At 42.2% G+C, this 18049-nt stretch carries 15 protein-coding genes; 1 reads left to right on the top strand and 14 read right to left on the bottom strand.

Features of this window, described 5'->3' with window-relative positions; genetic code table 11:
* Positions 1-120 precede the first annotated feature (120 nt).
* The 12 genes from C5471_RS12075 to C5471_RS12020 form a co-directional block, all read right to left on the bottom strand.
* The gene (locus C5471_RS12075; RefSeq protein WP_133812912.1) at positions 121-3120 is read right to left on the bottom strand and encodes a hypothetical protein; all 3000 of its coding nucleotides are present in this window, start codon (positions 3118-3120) and stop codon (positions 121-123) included.
* Positions 3113-5845, bottom strand: coding sequence for a hypothetical protein (locus tag C5471_RS12070; RefSeq protein ID WP_133812911.1), 2733 nt, complete (start codon positions 5843-5845; stop codon positions 3113-3115). Before C5471_RS12070 ends, C5471_RS12075 begins: the two co-directional genes overlap by 8 nt.
* Before the next feature lie 84 nt (positions 5846-5929).
* Positions 5930-6346 (bottom strand): hypothetical protein, encoded by a 417-nt coding sequence (locus C5471_RS12065; RefSeq protein ID WP_133812910.1) that lies wholly within the window; start codon positions 6344-6346, stop codon positions 5930-5932.
* Positions 6343-6789: a GPW/gp25 family protein gene (locus tag C5471_RS12060; RefSeq protein ID WP_133812909.1), complete on the bottom strand. Its 447-nt coding sequence runs from the start codon at positions 6787-6789 to the stop codon at positions 6343-6345. Before C5471_RS12060 ends, C5471_RS12065 begins: the two co-directional genes overlap by 4 nt.
* A 12-nt stretch (positions 6790-6801) precedes the next feature.
* On the bottom strand, positions 6802-8403 hold the full coding sequence (locus C5471_RS12055; protein ID WP_133812908.1) for a phage baseplate assembly protein V: 1602 nt from the start codon (positions 8401-8403) through the stop codon (positions 6802-6804).
* Positions 8400-9083, bottom strand: coding sequence for a CIS tube protein (locus C5471_RS12050; protein WP_133812907.1), 684 nt, complete (start codon positions 9081-9083; stop codon positions 8400-8402). Before C5471_RS12050 ends, C5471_RS12055 begins: the two co-directional genes overlap by 4 nt.
* Positions 9070-9249, bottom strand: coding sequence for a DUF5908 family protein (locus C5471_RS12045; protein ID WP_021325530.1), 180 nt, complete (start codon positions 9247-9249; stop codon positions 9070-9072). The genes C5471_RS12050 and C5471_RS12045 overlap by 14 nt, the downstream gene beginning before the upstream one ends.
* Complete coding sequence (locus tag C5471_RS12040; protein ID WP_133812906.1) at positions 9246-9704, bottom strand: phage tail protein; 459 nt, start codon at positions 9702-9704, stop codon at positions 9246-9248. The genes C5471_RS12045 and C5471_RS12040 overlap by 4 nt, the downstream gene beginning before the upstream one ends.
* Before the next feature lie 16 nt (positions 9705-9720).
* Complete coding sequence (locus C5471_RS12035; RefSeq protein ID WP_133812905.1) at positions 9721-10917, bottom strand: phage tail sheath C-terminal domain-containing protein; 1197 nt, start codon at positions 10915-10917, stop codon at positions 9721-9723.
* A 48-nt stretch (positions 10918-10965) separates the two neighbouring features.
* Entirely contained in the window at positions 10966-12501 is a 1536-nt protein-coding gene (locus C5471_RS12030; RefSeq protein WP_133812904.1) for a phage tail sheath family protein, read from the bottom strand.
* A gap of 56 nt (positions 12502-12557) precedes the next feature.
* Positions 12558-13646 (bottom strand): phage tail sheath family protein, encoded by a 1089-nt coding sequence (locus C5471_RS12025; RefSeq protein WP_133812903.1) that lies wholly within the window; start codon positions 13644-13646, stop codon positions 12558-12560.
* A 63-nt stretch (positions 13647-13709) separates the two neighbouring features.
* Entirely contained in the window at positions 13710-14159 is a 450-nt protein-coding gene (locus C5471_RS12020; RefSeq protein WP_133812902.1) for a phage tail protein, read from the bottom strand.
* Positions 14160-14834: 675 nt separating this feature from the next.
* Between C5471_RS12020 and C5471_RS12015 the strand changes: the two genes are divergently transcribed.
* Positions 14835-15311, top strand: a complete 477-nt coding sequence (locus C5471_RS12015; protein ID WP_242688681.1) for a winged helix-turn-helix domain-containing protein — start codon at positions 14835-14837, stop codon at positions 15309-15311.
* Positions 15312-15491: 180 nt separating this feature from the next.
* Here the strand turns inward: C5471_RS12015 and C5471_RS12010 are convergent, their stop codons facing one another.
* Positions 15492-16616 carry a hypothetical protein gene (locus tag C5471_RS12010; protein ID WP_133812901.1) on the bottom strand — a complete coding sequence of 375 codons (1125 nt, stop codon included), beginning with the start codon at positions 16614-16616 and terminating at the stop codon, positions 15492-15494.
* 227 nt (positions 16617-16843) lie between these two features.
* Positions 16844-17938, bottom strand: a complete 1095-nt coding sequence (locus C5471_RS12005) for a T6SS immunity protein Tli4 family protein (protein WP_242688680.1) — start codon at positions 17936-17938, stop codon at positions 16844-16846.
* Between the last annotated feature and the right edge of the window lie 111 nt (positions 17939-18049).

Genomic DNA, 18049 nt, shown 5'->3' with positions numbered 1-18049 from the left:
AATATCCTAAAATTATGACTTAATAATGACGCAATAATAATTAAAGATAACGAATTTAATAGTACAATAAGTATCTTTTATTGTAATACTATATTAATCCACTTTTTACCTATAGATAAATTAATCTTTATCTTTATTATCCCAAGACTGAAATTGAGAATTTTCAATTGGTGTACTTCCTCTATCATCTTTACTACGATAAATATCTCCTTGAACTTTTGGTACATATAGCAACTGGTTACTCTCAATGAATTCAGAATGCCATTCTGTTTCAGATTTACCAACCACCTCATTTCTCTGTTGTTCAGTAGCAATTCTCATATTCCCTATGCCAGTTAATGCGGAAGGCAGACGTCCCAACGTTAACATTTCTAAAATAGAGTATGCTTCATCCCCTAAAGGCGTACCATTATTTTGCCAACGCTTATAGGTGCTGGCAAAATTCCTGAAATGTTCTGGGGATAACCAGTGAATAATCATGGAAACATGAGCAGGAAATTCAGCTAAAATCTCGGTTTTTACCCACGATTCCAGTTTGTGAGGATCAACATTTTTATTTTCAATTAACTGACGGTTAATCACTATGCTGACGACAAATGAAAAACGATCAGTATGAGCATATTCTGCACTGGAGAAATACCAGCGATAACGCCATGCATCTTCCTTTTGTGGAAAAGTAACTTTGGTATCTTTATTTTCTTTCTTTCGTGTAATTAATATCTTACCTTCAATACGATCGAATTTTTTTACCCACGCTTTAAGCATATAGTCAGATGAAGATTTCGTGTTAGCTGATATTTTTTTGGCGGGTTCATAGGAAGTAATTTTATATTTTAGCGTGATTTCGTCACCTTCTTTGATCATTGCAGGAAAAGGACTTTGAGGACTGGAAGTGATCCAGCATTCATCTTCATCACCATTTTGATCTGCCTCTTTATCTTCCCCATCAGCATAAACCAGTTGATAATCCATATCCTCCAACCACACCGGGCTATCACACCAACGCAGATGACCATCCGTAAATGCCTTCTGCACTTCGTTCAACCGGTATTCCAAAACAACGCTGTTACGGGTGTCAAGATAAAATGATTTCTCTGTAATCTCAGTGATCACTTGGCCCCGCAACGTGAATCCATTATCGCCTTTGATAATCAGATCAATCATCTGCCCCTGCAATAACCGCCCCGCTGCACTTTGCTGGGTGATAATTAAGTGATGACTTTTAGAATCAGCATGATTTTCAATTTCCAATCCATCAGGCATTTGTTCACTGTCAAATGCGACATCAGGTTTCACGGGTAAAAGCCGACGGTGCTCAATCAAGTAAAAAGGCAGGTCAGCCAGATCCGGAATTTCATTGAAACATTTTCTTCCCAAACCCAACCGGGCCGCAATCCGTTTTTGCAGCGCTGATATTTTATCAATCCGAATATTATTACGCTGATAGGCCAGCTCTGGCTGTTGAGCCAAATAATCGCGCTGAGTGGACAGAAAATCCTGTCGGCTAAGTATAAGAGGTCTGGCTGCTCGATGAGCACCAAAATAGCCTAACAGATATTCAAGGATAGCCAGCTCTTTTGCATAGTTTCTCTCCTGAATAACGCCTTTGTGAGAAATAGATGAATCATTATGAAGCTTTTCTACCAAATCAGATTCTATATTTTGATGAACTTGATGACTGACTGTATTCGCCTTAAAAGGCCATTGTGCGCCATATACCGTATCTCCCCGTTGTTTAAAAGCCAATAGTTTTGGCAATAAAGCGAGTTCGGCGCAGCTGTTAGCTAACATTTGTTCAAAAGGCAGTATAAATTGGTGTAACTGCACTTGTTGTAGGGTATGTCTATGAGTTTGCAATCCATAACAGGCAGGTAACTTATTACTCACCGGATAGTAATCCAAGACCTTACGATACCTGCCCCAATTCAATAATTCTGGATGTATAGTAAATAGTGGCTCCGCAATGACCTTTTTCTCTATATCTTGTTTAGATACGGTGACATTAACTCCACCTTTGGCGGTAATAGTCAGTGGGCTGTTTGATGAGGTAATCAATTCTAAGGGGTCACTGCTCCATAGTCTGGGATAATATCCTTTAACAATTTCCCAAGACCAATTATCACCCGATAGCGGAGAAATAATGTTGACATCATACTTATCCTTATCTAATTCCAGCCGGGTAACGCCTTGAACACCTTTAATAGCTAATAATTGGTTAATCAGGGGGCTCAAATTTAATACCATAGAAGCGTCGTAGTCTCTAATCGGCGGTAATTTAGGTATCCAGCCGTGGTGTAAATAAGGGCCATCAAAGATTTCTTCATTACTGTAACCCATTTCTTTCATTGCTTGAGTGGTATAACGCGATGGTTTTTCAAATACGGTTTGTTCCGCCATCATATAAATTTGCGCAAATATGTCAGCAATATCTTTAACGTCATTATCAAGCTGAATACTAATCTTCAATGGTAAATCAACAGGTTTTAACCAGATAATCTTACTAACCCATTCTCCCAAATTACGATTATCTTTCAGAAATGCTTTCAATCTATCCTCAGCCAGGGTTTTATTATTTTCACTCTCCCGACTCGGCAGTAAATAAAGCCAATAATTTCCTCTTAATGTTAACTGTTCACCCTCTGATTTTGGCATTTGAAAACTGTATTTTCGTTCCTTTTTACTATACCAATATGTGTAGCGTTGATCTTTGGGTTCACATATCAGTAGTACATCATTAAATAAAAAATAGCCTTCGTCGGTGTCATCTATCAGGTCGCTGCTGTGCAAGTCCAGTAACGCCCGGCGATAATCCTCCGCGGTGATAGGTCCACAAGTCAGCATTTGTTGCGGGCCAAACTCCTTGGGGAAAATACCGTCGTCGGGTGTCTGTTCCTCTTTTCCGGGTGTAAGAAGATCCAAAAGCGGCAAAGAATGGCGGTAAGCCAAATCTGATGCACCATAACAACAAGCTTCTAATAAGGTGATACCGGGATCACTTTCACCCATATCACTCCAGCAGTTACTGGACTGTTGTTCAATAACCGCCTTTGCCTGGTTAAGTAAGGTATCAAAGGCAATATCATCTTTGACGATGGGAAACAAAGCATCCTGATTACTCATGTGCTAACTCCTCTTTTGACCAGACTAAAACCAATACTTCATTATCGTCAGCCCAAATATTTTCACCCATTGCGCCTGCTGGTTTTCCATGTTTTTCCAAGGTTAAGTTCGTGACCCGTTCAACCAGAGAGAATTGCTGGATCGTGGCTAACAACTGGTAGTAATCAATGCAGTTACCGGTTGTTACACCGATAGCCGGATTTTCTCCCCACGGCATATAATTTCGGCTCAATTCCTGTTGTAGCTGATAATGGCCGTAATCAGGATTAATACCTGAGACAAACACCAGTTGATAACTGATCAGGACGTTAACGTAGGTAGGATTGTTAATTTCAATGGTTGCCCAAGGGCTGCTTAATCGACTTAACCATTTAACCATCTCTTCCCGCCGGGCCAAGTCCAGCTCTGGACGTAGCACATCATTATTATCTTTGTAACGATTGTCAGGGATCACAATTAATTGTTGCTTTTCCGGTGCCGGAATGGTGGTTAATTCACCGCCAGAATGGTATCTGACATCAAATAGGCTGACAAAATGATCTTTTAGTAAAGTGACCATGTTCTCCCAACTCAGTACCCGGTTACGATGGGAGAGCCGGACAGGAATTCGTTTTAGGAAGGCTTGCTCCGTTTCCTGAGGGCGACCGTTCCAGGAAGGCCAAGGTTGAGTGACGTTGCTAATTGCAACAACCGTGTTTACCGGTTGTTTAATGCTGCCAGCAGCCAATCCGTTAATAAAATGATCCTGCTCAACGGTTTCTGTGTTGGCTAAAGTTGCCGTGGTAGCGTTATATAACAAGCTGTTAATTCTCGGGTAATCCTGGGGCTCGGTCTTATCCGTTATCTCTGCTTTCAGCCAGTACCGCCCCGTCGGCATCAAGGCTGCCTGATTTGAAGCATCCTGCGGCAATAAAGCGCGCCAGCCCCCCCGGTCAAACAAGTTACGAGTTTGATCTTCAACTAATTTATCCAACTTAATCCAGGTATTGTTCTTATTGAGATAAGACCAGGATAAAGCGAGTGTTTTAATGCCTTCTAACTGCCAATAGAGAGATAACGTTTGCCCCGGCAGTACCCCGGTAAAGCCTAAATAGAATGCTTCATGGGCAAGTGCCGGCGTTTCTGCTGCTGCCTCGCCCCGGCCAAAAGGCGTCAGAGGATAAACAGTAAATTGCTCAGGTTTAGCTTTAGCGCTGAATTGAACCTGCAACGCACTGATTTGTGGCGTATAAGGTAAATTCTTCCCGGTAGGATCTTGCCAATATTGGGTGTGCATAAAATCTTGCTCGGCCAGTTCTATGCGTATTGATGCAGGCCAGTCATTGGGCTTTGGGCTGTCTGCAAGAGGGTAATTCATTGCCGGTAAGGTAAATTTTAGGCTTTGCCCTTGTGGTGGATCATTGGGCTGTTTGTCTTTATATGGCGGAGCCTGAGTTTCAGTAAATAGCGATTGAACCTTACCTTCATTTAACTTAATTCTTTCCTGAGGTGTGGTTAAATAAGCCTGTATGTTAAATGCACTATTATCGGCAGGTTTAGGGCTATACTTTTCATACCACTTCGCAAAATTCTCTATAGGCAAACCAACCCATTGAGGAGTCATCGTGAGTATTGCACTTTCAGTGCCATACCATTCCGGGGCAACCAAATTAAAACCGGAGCCTAACGATGGCAATTGACCAAAGGGAAAGCTGGCGGTATCTGTTTGTTCAATACCGCCGTCAGAGGCATAGTACACATTACGGTTGCCGTTAATGCTGATCTCAATATCTTTAATCTTGGGCAGCATAGGGTCCTGAGACGTACCCAATTTAAGTACCGGTGCACTCAATGTCATTCCATTAAGGTTGTCAGGAGGAGTGATAGGATCATCATTAGCTGATAAGCAAAGCATCAGATCATCGGTATCTTTTTCTTTTTTTACAGATAGAGAGAGCCAGTGGTCTCCCGAACTGATTTTAGCGGTGACGTAATCAGCATTACCTGCCCACTTGTCTGCCAGTGTCACTTTAATACTTCGTTCTCCTGCCAACATGGCAAATAGAGGCGAAGTGATCAGATAGCCGTACAGAACTGGAACACTATTAAGCTTTGGGCTAAAAAGTTGAATACCGTTTTCAGGGAATACAATGTCATCGGCAAGATTTAATGGTATTGCCGATTTCCAGCCATTCCCCTCTTTCCGACACCAACGTAAGTCAGTCAGCTCCCCTTGATTTGCCAATACATTCGATTCGGACACATACTGTAACGGATTTCCCGCACTATCATGTCCGGCATCAAAGCGGGTTCCTTTAGGAACAAGATATTCAATACGATCCGAACTCAGGGTAATACCTATCGCCACTTGATCCGCCTGGGCATCTCTCGGTTTCAAGCCCAATAATTCCCGATAATAAAGATCTCGATGCCGCGCCGGAAAGGTATTAAATAATGTTTTAGTCGTTTCTAATAGTTTTAAAAAAGCCAGTAAAAAAGCCTGATGAGCGGGTAAAAGGCCATTTGCTTTATTCGCATTCTGGTAAATATTCGCTAATTCCTGAGGGCTATTTTTTTGAAAAAAATAGAAACCACTCCAGAACTGTTTTTTCTCTTGATCGAAAGGGATTTTTTCAGCGTATTCTTTAAGCCAGTTTAAAATATCCAGTGTACTTCTTTCATCAAGTTTAAAATCAGTATCCGATACGATAGCGGCAAGTTTATTCGCTAATCCGGTCTGTCCCATATTTATACCACCTGTTATTTGAATATAACCTTAATATGTTTTCAGGAGATCGTTGTTATTTGAAAATAAGATTGGCGAGGTTATCTACCCAGCGCTGATAGTATATTGACTGGCAATAAAACGGCCTTTTCCCATACTCGGTACCGTTACATCCGGCCCGGTTGACGGATTATTTGCCGGTTGTGACGGCGTAAAACGGGCGATAAATTGCTGCCCAACCACAATCATCGTGACAGGGCTACGGCAAAAGTTTACCTGCTGGCTGGTATCTAATTGAGCAATGGTGACCATGCCCATGCCGGGTATCGGGTGACTGGGGGTAATATACTGCGCCTGAAACTGTACCTTTTTTTCATCCCCCACAATCACGATCTTTTTTCCCTGGATTTGCGCGTGCCCACTGCCCTTGATGGTTGCCAGCCCCAAAATAGTGACCTGTCGGTTACCGAATAAGGGTTCGAATAGCAGGATGTCGCCATCAATAACCAGTTGTTTACTCATAAGATCACCTGTATCGGCCCTTCACCAATCTCAAGAATACCTTCAATTTGCACGCTGATTTCGCTGCCCCTTAGGGTATAAGTCACCTTAATATGTAAGGAATTAAGCAAATCTGTTCCCTGATTCACCTGAATTTCAGTCACTTCTGCACGGGGTTCATAACGTAATACGCGTTCTTCAATACGCGTTTGAATCCGTGCCATCAATTCGTCAGTGATATTTTCAAACATATAATCATTTAAGCCGCAACCGTAATCTTCACGCATAATCCGTTCACCAGGTTCAGTTAAAAAAAGAATTTTCATATTCTGGCGAACATGTTCTGCTCCTTCCGCCATGATTACGCCAGATTGTGTTTCAGAATGCGCATTATCTTTGATAGAAAATTGAGGCGGGAATGCCCAACCCCGACCATAAATATCAGCTAATATTTTATCTGCCATCTCACTACCCTATTATTGTGTTAAATTAATTTTTGCCCCTTTAATATCGACCCCTGATTTTCCAGCGGCTGACAGGGATTTATCGGCCTGGATATTAATTTCCTGTGCATGAGTGATGAGATTTTTAGCGGAACTAATGGTGATATCTTTATCCTGCTGCAAAGATAATGTATTTTTTCCACTATTAAATGCGAGCGTCTTATCTTTATTATCGAATATGAGTGCTTGCTGATTTTCTTCTTGCTTAATCACTAACGTTTTCACCAAATTTTTTTCACTCGGTTCCAACGGCGATTTATTTTTAGGGTTGTGCATAGATCCTAATATCACCGGAAAACGGGGATCACATTCAAAGAAACCGATAATCACCTCATCCCCCGGTTCTGGGTAGAAGCAGAATCCACTTTCATGGCTGGCATAAGGTTTACCTAAGCGGGCAAAAAGAGTGCCGTTGGTTAAGTTCAAAGCCGGTATTTTGACCGGAATACGGCCCAGCGATTGGCTGTCTTGGTGGTATTTTTCTACGATCCCGATATGCAGCTCTTTAACCTGAGGCACAACGTGTTCTACGTCTGATTGCATACCTAAAGTTAACCGGGTACGCCAACCTTGCCGCTGAGTGATGGTCTGCTTTACACCGGTAATAATCGCCTGACCATCCATCCCCTGACCAAAGCCAGTTAATGCCAAAACATCACCCGGCTTATAGCGATCATCACCTTTAACCTCAAAATTACCGGATATATTATGGCTTCGTCGGTTGCCTATGATGCTTTGAGCAAACTGCTTGGTTTGTTCATTATCCAATGGGTAGCTTAAAATCCATTGCCACTCTTGGCCGGTAAGCGGTTTCAGCGTGTCCGCCGCAAGCTGACCGAGGCCAAACCCGCTGTGCTTCGCCTGAATCGCCTGAGACAACTTTTGTTGGGTAATATCCCAGGACTGCACACTTATCGTTTTGGGGCTGCGCTGATTATCCCATTGCAGATTAGCTTCAAACAACACCACATCCTGGTGGTTGCCGCGCTGACGGAGGGTGTGTACAGTTGATTGATTCAGCGACTCCGGCGTTACCAACGTAATGGCATCATTGCCCGGGAGTAGCCAGGTATTGGTAGCACTAAGCCGGCTTTTTAGAAAAGTCCAGTCATTACAGCGAAACTGCACCATCTGTTCATGCACTGTCTTAAGCTGAGGCGCTTGTTTTATCGCGACAGGCACACCAGCCTGGCTGAATAGCTGCTTGATAATCGCCTCATCGCTCTGTTTACTGAATAGTTGCGAGTGGAAACTATGCGTTAATTTTTGCAGTGGATGTTTTGCCGTCAGAATCATCAGACTGTCCTGATCTTTAAGCCCCAAGGTCTGCCGAACGATGATCCCTTTAAACAACACATTTTTTTGGATCTGCACAATAAGCTCATGATTCGGACGACAACTTGCCAGTTCAGCCTGCGCCTTGGCATCAAAAATATGGCTGATATCACCGATGATACCCAAAGTGATGTTAGCTGAAGGAATGCCATTGATAGGATAATTTACTGACAGACTGATGACAGTAAACTGATTGAGTATCTTGCCGCCTATCTTAACCGCTATTGCAGGTATCTTCATACCTCCCTCCGTGCTTGTAGCGTTTGTCCCGGAGTGAAATCATCAAGATTATCCAGACCGTTTTGCCAGGCGAGGGTGAGATAATCGATACCGCCCGCCAGAGAAGCGCCAGCGCCCAGTGCAATCAATGGCAGGGAGAGCATATCAGTTACGTTAACCGCGGTAACCGGTGGTGATCTTAACTGTTGCTCGGTAGTCTGAATAACAAAGCTCTCATCTGCCACCAAAGATAAAGTGGCAGTTGCCCGCAGCGGGGTAGCATCCCGGTCAAATAAGGTGTAATGAATGCTGAGACCGTTGGCCCGGCAGGCAAAATAGCCTTTATTTTCCCAACGCATTTTTCCCCACTTGATTTTAAGAAAGTGAGAGACTTTGGTACTGGCATCGATGGCACAGAGCGTTTTCAGAATCGCCAGTTGGGTTTCTATCGGTGTAGCGTTGCCAGGCATGGATGCATCAAACAACAGATCTAATGACAAGCCGGCAGGTTGAGATGACACATAGTGGTTGCTTTGGTGGGTACTGGTAATACTTTCATCCTTTTTATAACTGGCTTGATAATCCAGTTGGATAGCATCAGGGTTATACATCACCTGTAAACTGCCCACCAAGATTTTACCTTCCCGATCTTTAAAAGCCGTCAGCGTGAGTTTGGACAAACTACGTTCAATTAAGCTCATAATGGCCTCCTGTTTCCCGTAATGCCTCTAACACCTCATGCTTTATCCTCTCAATCAGGCGAGCGTCGTCCAACGCTTCCTGCACTAATGTTCGCGGAGATGACAAATCACTCGCAGAATCGGTAACTTTAGCCTGAATAATCAGTTCTTTAATTTCTACAGTCATGCTTGCACTCCTAACCAGAGCATATCTTGATAACGTAACTCCAGAGAATTCACTAAAACAGCATTGCTATTGGCATCAAAGTTACCGGTAGACCAACGAACCGGTAACGCATTACTGATCGTCCAACTCGCTACGGGTAGAAAATTTTCATTCAGCAACATAATGACCACATCGGCATAAATCGCCTTTTCCCCGCGCAAGACATGATCAAATATCAGCGTGAGCGGTGTCACTGTCATCACACCACGTTCCAACACCAAACTACCGTGTTGGATCTTATCGGCCAGCCAGACATTTCTGGCATTTTCTCCGCCTTGATTGTGTTGGGTCGTTTGCAATTCACGGCTAAGGCCTGATATCTGCTGAAAGGCAATATCAAATGGACTGGGAATATTGTTAAAAAGAAAACTGGCGATAAAACGGTGTGATACTGACGGGGTGTAGAGGTTATGCATATTTTGCCCCTGTTTATTAGCTTAATCGGATTGCGCCGGTACGAGTATCAAACGTTAAGTTCAGCTCAATAAATTCCGCCGGAATGAGCAGAGCCAGTTTGATTTTCATGATCATTTTCCCGGCCAGCACATCCGCTTCACTCATTGATTCGTCAACACCGAGCAATATGTCAAATGCCCGCTCTTCCTGGGTACCTAACAATCCACCTTTTAACCATAACTGATGCAGCCAGTTGTAGGTTTGGCCTTTAAGTTTCATCCAGGTAATCGGATTATTGGGTTCGAAAACAAAGGCCCGGCCCAGTCGGGTTATATGAGCTTCAATATAGGAGACCAGGCGGCGAATTTGGATATAGCGCCAAGGGGAGTCAGGTGTGTTGTCCAAGGTTCGGCATCCCCAGATTTTAATCCCTTTGCCAGGAAAACTGCGGATCAGATTCAGCGGGATATCGTCATCCCGATTAAAGAGTGCATCAGCTTCAATAAAAGAGCGTACCGGACTAACCACTTTGGCTAAAACCACATTAGCAGGAGCGGTCCATATGCCTTTCTGATTATCGTGATTCTGGATGACAGCAGCGACCGCCGCAGTAGGCGAAAGGATGATATGTTTACCACTTTCTTGGTATGCACTTTTCAGTCCCGGCCAGTATACCGCTCCCCATTGCCGATCATTTGAAGAAAATTGCGCTAAACATTTAGCCGCCAATCCGGGGTCATCAGGCGCATCCAGCAATCCCATGATGCCACGCCGACTTTTACAAAGATCACACACTGACTGCCAGAACGGTAACCAAAGATCTATGGTGGCGTCAGGCTCCCCCTTCTGATTAAAGCGGACAATATCAGGGACCACAATCAGTGTGATAGTACTCTCTGCGGCAATGGCCTGTTTAATCCATTCCTGTTGTAGCGTAGTGATCAATGACTGAAAATCGTTTAACTGCTTATCAGGTCCCAGTGGCAGTACATAAGCTTGTTGACCACCATTTTCAAAAAAGTGACGCACAGAGTAGTACATTAATCCTGACTGCCGAAATTTCAGGGTAAAGTTAGTCAGGCTGTTTATTTCTACGGCGGTTTTATCACTGATATAGTTGTTTTTAGCCGGTTGGATACAACCAATAAAAACCGGTACACCGATAAATGCATCATCTTGCTTCTGGGATATCAGGTTTTCCGTTACTGTGACACCCGGCTGTTTAATCGCCATTGTCGTTTCCTCAACAGAACAGGCGCGGCAAACCGCGCCTCAGTATGGTTACTGTGCTAATTTTTGCGAAAATTGCAGGATGATAAATTCAGCCGGACGTACTGCCGCCATACCCACTTTGACGATCATTTTTCCTTGCTTAATATCGTCGTCGGACATGGTGACACCTTGACCAATTTGGACAAAATAGGCTTCTTGGGGACGACTGCCGACCAGCGCCCCTTGTTGCCAGAGTTGATGGAGATAGTTGTCAATGGCTGACCGCACCCGCTCCCAGGTTGGTTGGCTATTGGGTTCAAAAACAGCAAATCGCATGGCCTGTTTGATATCCCGTTCTGCCGCATTAAATAAACGCCGTACCGGAATATAGCGCCAGTTATCATCATCTTTCAGGGTACGTGCGCCCCAAATCAGTGTGCCTTTGCCAGTAAAGTGACGAATAGCATTAATGCCCGATTTATTCATCGTGCTTTGATCGTTGTCGGTAATTACCGCAGCAGGTTTCGCATTATTTAATGCTACATTGGCTGACGCTTTCCAAACCCCCCGGCTGGCATCAGTTGCCGCATAAGCACCCGCAACTGCGGCACTTGGGGGTAAGATGATTTTAGTCGCTTTAAATACATCATCGACAGCTTTTTTAGCTTTAACATATTCCTCTGGTGAAGCTGTTTTCAATGTTTCCAGATTAGCTGATGGATCCTCATAACCACGCAGGACAATATCAGCATCTGCTGGCTGGTTATAAGTAAAAGAGGTCTCTAAATCAGGATAATAAACAGCGGTTTTATCCGGCTGTGTAGTGGGTTTATCTTCCCCACCTGTACTATCAGCAATCAGGAAATAACCCACTTTGTCTTTTAACAGAGAATTTACTCCACTGTAAACTTCCTGTTTTTGACTAGGCGCTAATGTTTCATCCGTTTCAGGGCAGAGCAGTAAGGTGATCTCCTGTTGTTTTTCTATCAAGTCCGGCAGAGTTGCCAATTCATATTTTACCGCCTCAATAGTCTTTGCTGCTATAGCAGCTTTTACTTTCGGAACATCAGTTTTTACTGGCGCTACCAATGGCAGCAGATAACAAGCACCACCACCATTACTAAAATAATGCTGCACAGCAAAAGCACCGAAAGCCGTTGCTGTGATAGTGGCAACATAGGTATAGGTTTTTTTAACTTCCTTATCCACTGAGATACCACTACCAATTTTAGCATTTTTCTGATTGTTTTTCAGCGGCTTAGAAACAGTCTCTACGCTTATTTCTGCCTTTTTCTCTGTTTTTTCTTCTGCCTTTTCCTCTGTTTTTTCCTCCGTCTTTTCCTCTTCCTTTTTTTCCTTTTCTTCCGTCTTTTCTTCTATAGCCTGTATTGACACTTTAAAAGATGAAGATAATGAAAACTGCGAGATAAAATCTAACCAACTAGTGATTTTAATACAGCTACCCTGTTCTATTTGGCTACCGTCTTTTCTGAAAAACTTACCAATGAAAACTGGAATAGCCGTTGGACTGGTGCTAATTGATAACGATAGCGAAGCATCTTCCTCAATATAAACACCGGGTGTAGTATATGCGACAGACGGCATTATGACTTCCTCATTCAATTTAGATGATTAGCAACTATTAAGCAGGCCACAATGATTTACCGGGCTTGCCCAATTGACTGGCTAAACTGCAAAATAATAAATTCGGCTGGACGAACAGCAGCCATACCAATTTTGACGATCATTTTGCCCTGTTTAATATCGTCATCAGTCATGGTGGTACCTTTACCGATTTGAACAAAATAAGCCTGTTCAGCTTTATTTCCCACCAATCCGCCTTGTTGCCAAAGGGAATAAAGATAATTATCAATAGCCCGACGCACCACTTCCCAAGTGGGTTGGCTGTTAGATTCAAAGACCGCAAAACTCATGGCATTTTTAATGTCCCGCTCTGCGCTGTTAAACAGACGGCGAACCGGGATATAACGCCAATTATCACTATCCTCAAGCGTACGAGCCCCCCAAACCAATATGCCGCTCTTAGGAAAGGTGCGGATCATATTCAGCGCTTTACCTCGGTTATATTCCCCTTGCAGATCGTCAGTCACCAGATATTTAGGTTGTAATCCACCTTGAATAGCCACGTTAGCCGATGCTTGCCAAACACCGCGGCTATTATCGACACTGGCATAAATACCCGCCATCACTGCACTGGGAGGAATATCAACTTTGGCTTTTTTATCTCCCCATTCAGCGGTCAGCCAAGGATAATAAACCGCGCCATAAGGAGTAGAGGAATAAGATTCGAGGAGTTCGTCTGGTCTTTGCTCCGAAGTGATTTGATCTTCTGGGCCATCAAAAATGGCGAATAATCCTTTGCCCGGTTTACACAGTTTTCCCGCAACCTCATTGATCTCTTCTCCGGCGGCAACCAACAATGTGACATCGTCGAGCTTTGGAACTTGTTTTTCTAAATCTGTGGTTTTGACGAGATAGCAATACCCACCACCGTTAATAAAATAGGCGCGCAGTGAAATATCAAGCTTATCACCAGAATCAAATGGTCTACCTTTTAGTGTCAGATATTCCAACCAGCTATTAACTCGAAGAGAGGTACTAGATGATACAAATGAATTGTGATCTTCGACAGCAAAGACAGGTACCGCCGTTGCACTTGAACGAATAGAGAGTGCCAATGAGGCATCTTCTTCAATATAGACACCCGGATAAGTTGTAACAGTTGTCATAATATTAGCCTTTAAAAACCACTGAATTGACATGCCAAGCTATTCGTGGCACTAAACAGTGTATTAATGGAATTCAACAGTAACCCGATCGGCTTTTAAACTGATTTCCTGCACCGCAACTTCATTACTGGAAGCATCAAAACTGGGCGCAGTCAATTTTTCTGGAAAAGCATTAGCAATATTCCAGGTAATCAGCAGACTTGAACCGGTTTCATCGGTCAGGCTAATAGAAATATCTTTCTTTTCTATCTGATTAAGAGAAATAGAATTAATCCAATCGTATAATTTAGATTGCCCTTTAAAAATACCGCGTTTCAAGGTAATCGTTGGTCTCTGGCGCTGACCCGGCATTTGTAACCAGTTACCAATTCCATCACGATATTCAATGGTGTCATAGCTGATATCTAATCCCGATACGCTTTGAAAAGACATTTGTTCATCACCAACAGTAACAACAAAACGGTAAGTGGGAATGGGGTATTGAACAGCAATTTGCTCGGCAGTTGTAGACATTGTTATTTCCTTCTAAGGAGTTTATTACATTTATAAGCTGGGTTAGAATACTCATCATTATCATTTCAGGTACGCTACCGCCCTTAGGTATCATGCCCAATTCTGGTATATCCGCCTGGCTTTATATTCATATATCCACATCCTCGTTAAAGAATGAGGCGATCTAACGACTACTGACCAATGACTAACTCAGTTAATACGTGATAAATATCACGTTGGAGTTATTCATGGACCAATAATCGCGCAATCACACTTAAATAAAAGTTAAAAATAAAAATTAATTATTTTAATTTATACTTTTACCTATTAATTCAACATCATAGACAAACACCATTCAATTGATTGGGTTATTACTCATGATGACTTATTCACTCATTAACCCCTAAAAAGTTCTTATCTATAATTATGAATTATGAAGATCTCCTCTGTTTCCAAAGTAAATAGACAACTCATCATAAATATAAATAAATCTTATAAATAATTATCATTAATTTTATTTCTTAATAAGAAACAGAAAAATAACCCACATGACAAAATAAAATAAAAAATTTTAAATCATTTATTTTCTTGCATTACTCATGCAGAAATTATATAAATTTTAACAGGCATAAGCCTATTTGAGCTCTCCTAGCTATGACGAATAGACAAACACTAAACAGAGGCAGAGAATGCGTTATGCTGAAAATAACTAGAGATGTTTATTTAGACTGTGACTCAAACAAAATAATCCATGGTAAAAATATATTTGTCATTACGGAAAAAGAGAAACGCCTGCTACTCGCCCTGTGGGAACATGCATCGCAAGGGAATACGTTAAACCGGGAGCAACTCATCCCTTTAGTTTGGCCTGAGCGCAAAAATGGTGTAGCAGAAACCAATCTACTGCAATTGATCTGTAAATTACGCCGAACACTACGCTATTGTGACCTGGGTGAAGCAATCCACACCGTATACCGACAAGGCTATCGTTTTATCCTGCCATTTCAGGATAATGAACAAAATGATAATCAGTCAAAAAATACCCAATTACCCACAGATACAACCCCAAAGCCGTCTTATTGGCGTTTCACCAGGCTTATTATTATGTTCATCACGGCAAGCATCTGGCTATCGACTATCCTATATACCGCCCCTTTTCTGGCTAAGAAATAATGATGACTTTTATTTGCAGATCGGCTAATTCTCCGTCAATGGCGGTAAATTAAAGTTATCAACTCTCCTGCGCGGCTCACTCCAGTAATTGATGGGCCGCTTTAATAAAAAAAGATCATGACTCATAACGATGAGAAAACATTCCCACCATTAATAGCATTGAGGTTATTTGTTTTTTCATCAATGTAATTCCTTCGTCATTAAATAGAGTACTGCGCTACCCTCAGGTAATTGATTAATGACGATATGGTCGCTATTTGTCAGGTGAATTGCTTCTGTCAGCATGGCTGATGTCAAAAAAACAGACAGTGGCCCGGGCTGACCAAAAGAGTGATCGATTAAATGAATCGGGTTCTCCGGGGAGAAACTGAGCGAATTATCATAACTGTAAATCATCAGCTCAGTCCGCACCTTGTTAGTGATACCCGTTACCCAAAGGTGTTTCATGTTATTTTTATCAATGCGGTTATATTCAAACAATACATGCAAATCTTTTATTATTTCTCCCGGTAACGAAGGTAAAGGACGCACCATACCAGCAAGAATGTTTAACTTCTTTTGAGTAGCAAATTTTGTGGATGAGAATAATTGAGCAGACACAAATTCACTGTACGCCTCTCTATCATCCTTAGCAGGCCAAAGCTGCAAGGCGATAACCATTATTAGCCCTTCAAAAGTCGCCTCATTATATAACTTATCGATCTCATCCCGGTTCGCTATGTTTACCCGTTGTACTTTCCAGCGTTGGCTGATCAATTCCTGATAGCGAGACAAATCGATAGAAGGGGATTCTGCGAGATAAACCTTACGCAGAAGGTAGCGATAACCCGGGCATTGTTTTTCAAAATCCTGATCAATTTTATCCAACAATTGCGGGATATCTCTTAATGGAGAAAATAATGCACGCCCTCGATGAGGACAAGCAGGAATATCTTTCGAATCACCTAATAATGATGCCATGCCTTGCTGTTCAGGCGTCAAAATAATATTACCAACCACAGCCAGTTGTTTTCTGCTCCATTGCTGCCATTGGAAACGGGTTTCAGCACTGGCCTCTTCCCAGGCATACGCTGCCATGCAATATTGCTCATAGCGATTTAACGCTGCGCCAAATAACATCAGCCATACCAGGAAGGAGGGTAAGCTGCTATAAAGCGCCGCGTGAACGAAATCGGTCGTGTCTTTTAGAAAAGTATAAACGAGTGTGCCGGCAACCAATATTAAAAGCAAAATGATAAACCATAATTTATAGCGCAAAGGCGCTACTGGTTTAAGTTCAGGTATTTCAGGAATAGGCCAGCTCATGATAATGACTCGATATGGTTATGGAACGCAGGACTTAAAATATAGCAAAAGCAATCACCCATCATAACCGGATAAATGCCCTGCCTCTTTTTAGGGCAAGAAATAAATTCAATCATATTCAACCTCTGATTAGTTCATTACTTTTAAAAATACCTGACCTTTTACCGACAGAACAATAGCCATAATAGGCAGTAAAACATTTAATTTAAAACATGTTTTTATTGCTATTAGAAAGCACCCGGCCTTTTACGAAAGGTACTCGTTACCGTATCCCAAAATGTAATCAGCTCATCTCCAGTGTAAGGCGTCGGAGGTAACTGATAATTCATTAACATAATACTAACATAGGGGTTTTTATAATCTCCTGCGGTTTCATTTGCAATAAGATCAAATTGATACCGGGGATTATTGTCAAAAGGTTGCAAACCGATTGCTAATAATTCTTCCCCATGAATACCGTTTACTTCCCGTTTTCCCTTCCTAGCTATTCCGCCACGGTTAGAATGCAAATCCTTTTCAATTTTACCAATACGTTCAAGCAACGTATTTTCCCCCTTAAGGTCATTAATGACTTCAATACTGAACGTGAAATGATCATCCTTGTTTCCTTGATAAACAAAGGTCATGTTCTCTTTCTCATTCCAATTACCGGCAATAAACCCATCAGGAATACAGGTTCCAGCAACAATCGGGATTTCTGTATCTTTTCTGCCACTGATTCGGGAAAGCAGTCTTCTCATTTCCTCCAGGGTTCTATCTGTAGTATTCAGCTCTCTTTCAGGAACCTCCGCTTTAATAAAATCTTCCTTGTCACTGGCATATTTAGCATCAGACAAATCCAACATTTCCATTACAATTTTAAATGCAACGCCATTATTGTATAAATGCGCTTCCAACACTCTACCGAAACCTGGCTCATCAATGTTCTCATTTCTATCAAAAATTACACCATTCAGATTCCCTTGTAAGCGATGAACTTTTTTTAGAAAAGGCATGTCTTTCGGATCGATAGTTTTCGCCGTCTTCAACTCTTGCTCTCTTGTTTCTATCCGATATTCAAATTCAGGTGGATACAAACGTTCCGTTTCTATTTTCGCATCACCAATAAATATCCCATCATGGATAACATTGCCAAATGCTGCGGGGATATCAATCAGATAACGGCCTACACAACGGGTTTGCCTATTTGCTAACATTTCTGTTGCCACTTGCTTTTCCTTCTCGGTTAAACTGGGATGATAAGGATCAGGGAAATACCATCTCCACAGGGCATAAATAGCCAATACAAACAATAAAATAAGGAAGATATTTTTCTTATTCAATCTTCACCGCCTGAACCACATTCACAACTGAACATTAAAGTACATATTCGTGTTTACTTGTCTCTCCACCCCAATTTCTAACCCTTATATCCCTATAAGCGTTTTCACTTA

This window comes from Photorhabdus tasmaniensis, from assembly GCF_011189505.1.
In the GTDB taxonomy this organism is placed as follows: Bacteria; Pseudomonadota; Gammaproteobacteria; order Enterobacterales; family Enterobacteriaceae; genus Photorhabdus; species Photorhabdus tasmaniensis.
Note: the sequence above shows the minus strand (reverse complement) of the source record. Positions and strands in the feature narration are given on the sequence as shown.

What these genes read in the sequence shown, in the direction of transcription:
- C5471_RS12075 (WP_133812912.1), bottom strand. Translation starts at nt 3,120, where the DNA reads ATGAGTAATCAGGATGCTTTGTTTCCCATCGTCAAAGATGATATTGCC.
- C5471_RS12070 (WP_133812911.1), bottom strand. Translation starts at nt 5,845, where the DNA reads ATGGGACAGACCGGATTAGCGAATAAACTTGCCGCTATCGTATCGGAT.
- C5471_RS12065 (WP_133812910.1), bottom strand. Translation starts at nt 6,346, where the DNA reads ATGAGTAAACAACTGGTTATTGATGGCGACATCCTGCTATTCGAACCC.
- C5471_RS12060 (WP_133812909.1), bottom strand. Translation starts at nt 6,789, where the DNA reads ATGGCAGATAAAATATTAGCTGATATTTATGGTCGGGGTTGGGCATTC.
- C5471_RS12055 (WP_133812908.1), bottom strand. Translation starts at nt 8,403, where the DNA reads ATGAAGATACCTGCAATAGCGGTTAAGATAGGCGGCAAGATACTCAAT.
- C5471_RS12050 (WP_133812907.1), bottom strand. Translation starts at nt 9,083, where the DNA reads ATGAGCTTAATTGAACGTAGTTTGTCCAAACTCACGCTGACGGCTTTT.
- C5471_RS12045 (WP_021325530.1), bottom strand. Translation starts at nt 9,249, where the DNA reads ATGACTGTAGAAATTAAAGAACTGATTATTCAGGCTAAAGTTACCGAT.
- C5471_RS12040 (WP_133812906.1), bottom strand. Translation starts at nt 9,704, where the DNA reads ATGCATAACCTCTACACCCCGTCAGTATCACACCGTTTTATCGCCAGT.
- C5471_RS12035 (WP_133812905.1), bottom strand. Translation starts at nt 10,917, where the DNA reads ATGGCGATTAAACAGCCGGGTGTCACAGTAACGGAAAACCTGATATCC.
- C5471_RS12030 (WP_133812904.1), bottom strand. Translation starts at nt 12,501, where the DNA reads ATGCCGTCTGTCGCATATACTACACCCGGTGTTTATATTGAGGAAGAT.
- C5471_RS12025 (WP_133812903.1), bottom strand. Translation starts at nt 13,646, where the DNA reads ATGACAACTGTTACAACTTATCCGGGTGTCTATATTGAAGAAGATGCC.
- C5471_RS12020 (WP_133812902.1), bottom strand. Translation starts at nt 14,159, where the DNA reads ATGTCTACAACTGCCGAGCAAATTGCTGTTCAATACCCCATTCCCACT.
- C5471_RS12015 (WP_242688681.1), top strand. Translation starts at nt 14,835, where the DNA reads ATGCTGAAAATAACTAGAGATGTTTATTTAGACTGTGACTCAAACAAA.
- C5471_RS12010 (WP_133812901.1), bottom strand. Translation starts at nt 16,616, where the DNA reads ATGAGCTGGCCTATTCCTGAAATACCTGAACTTAAACCAGTAGCGCCT.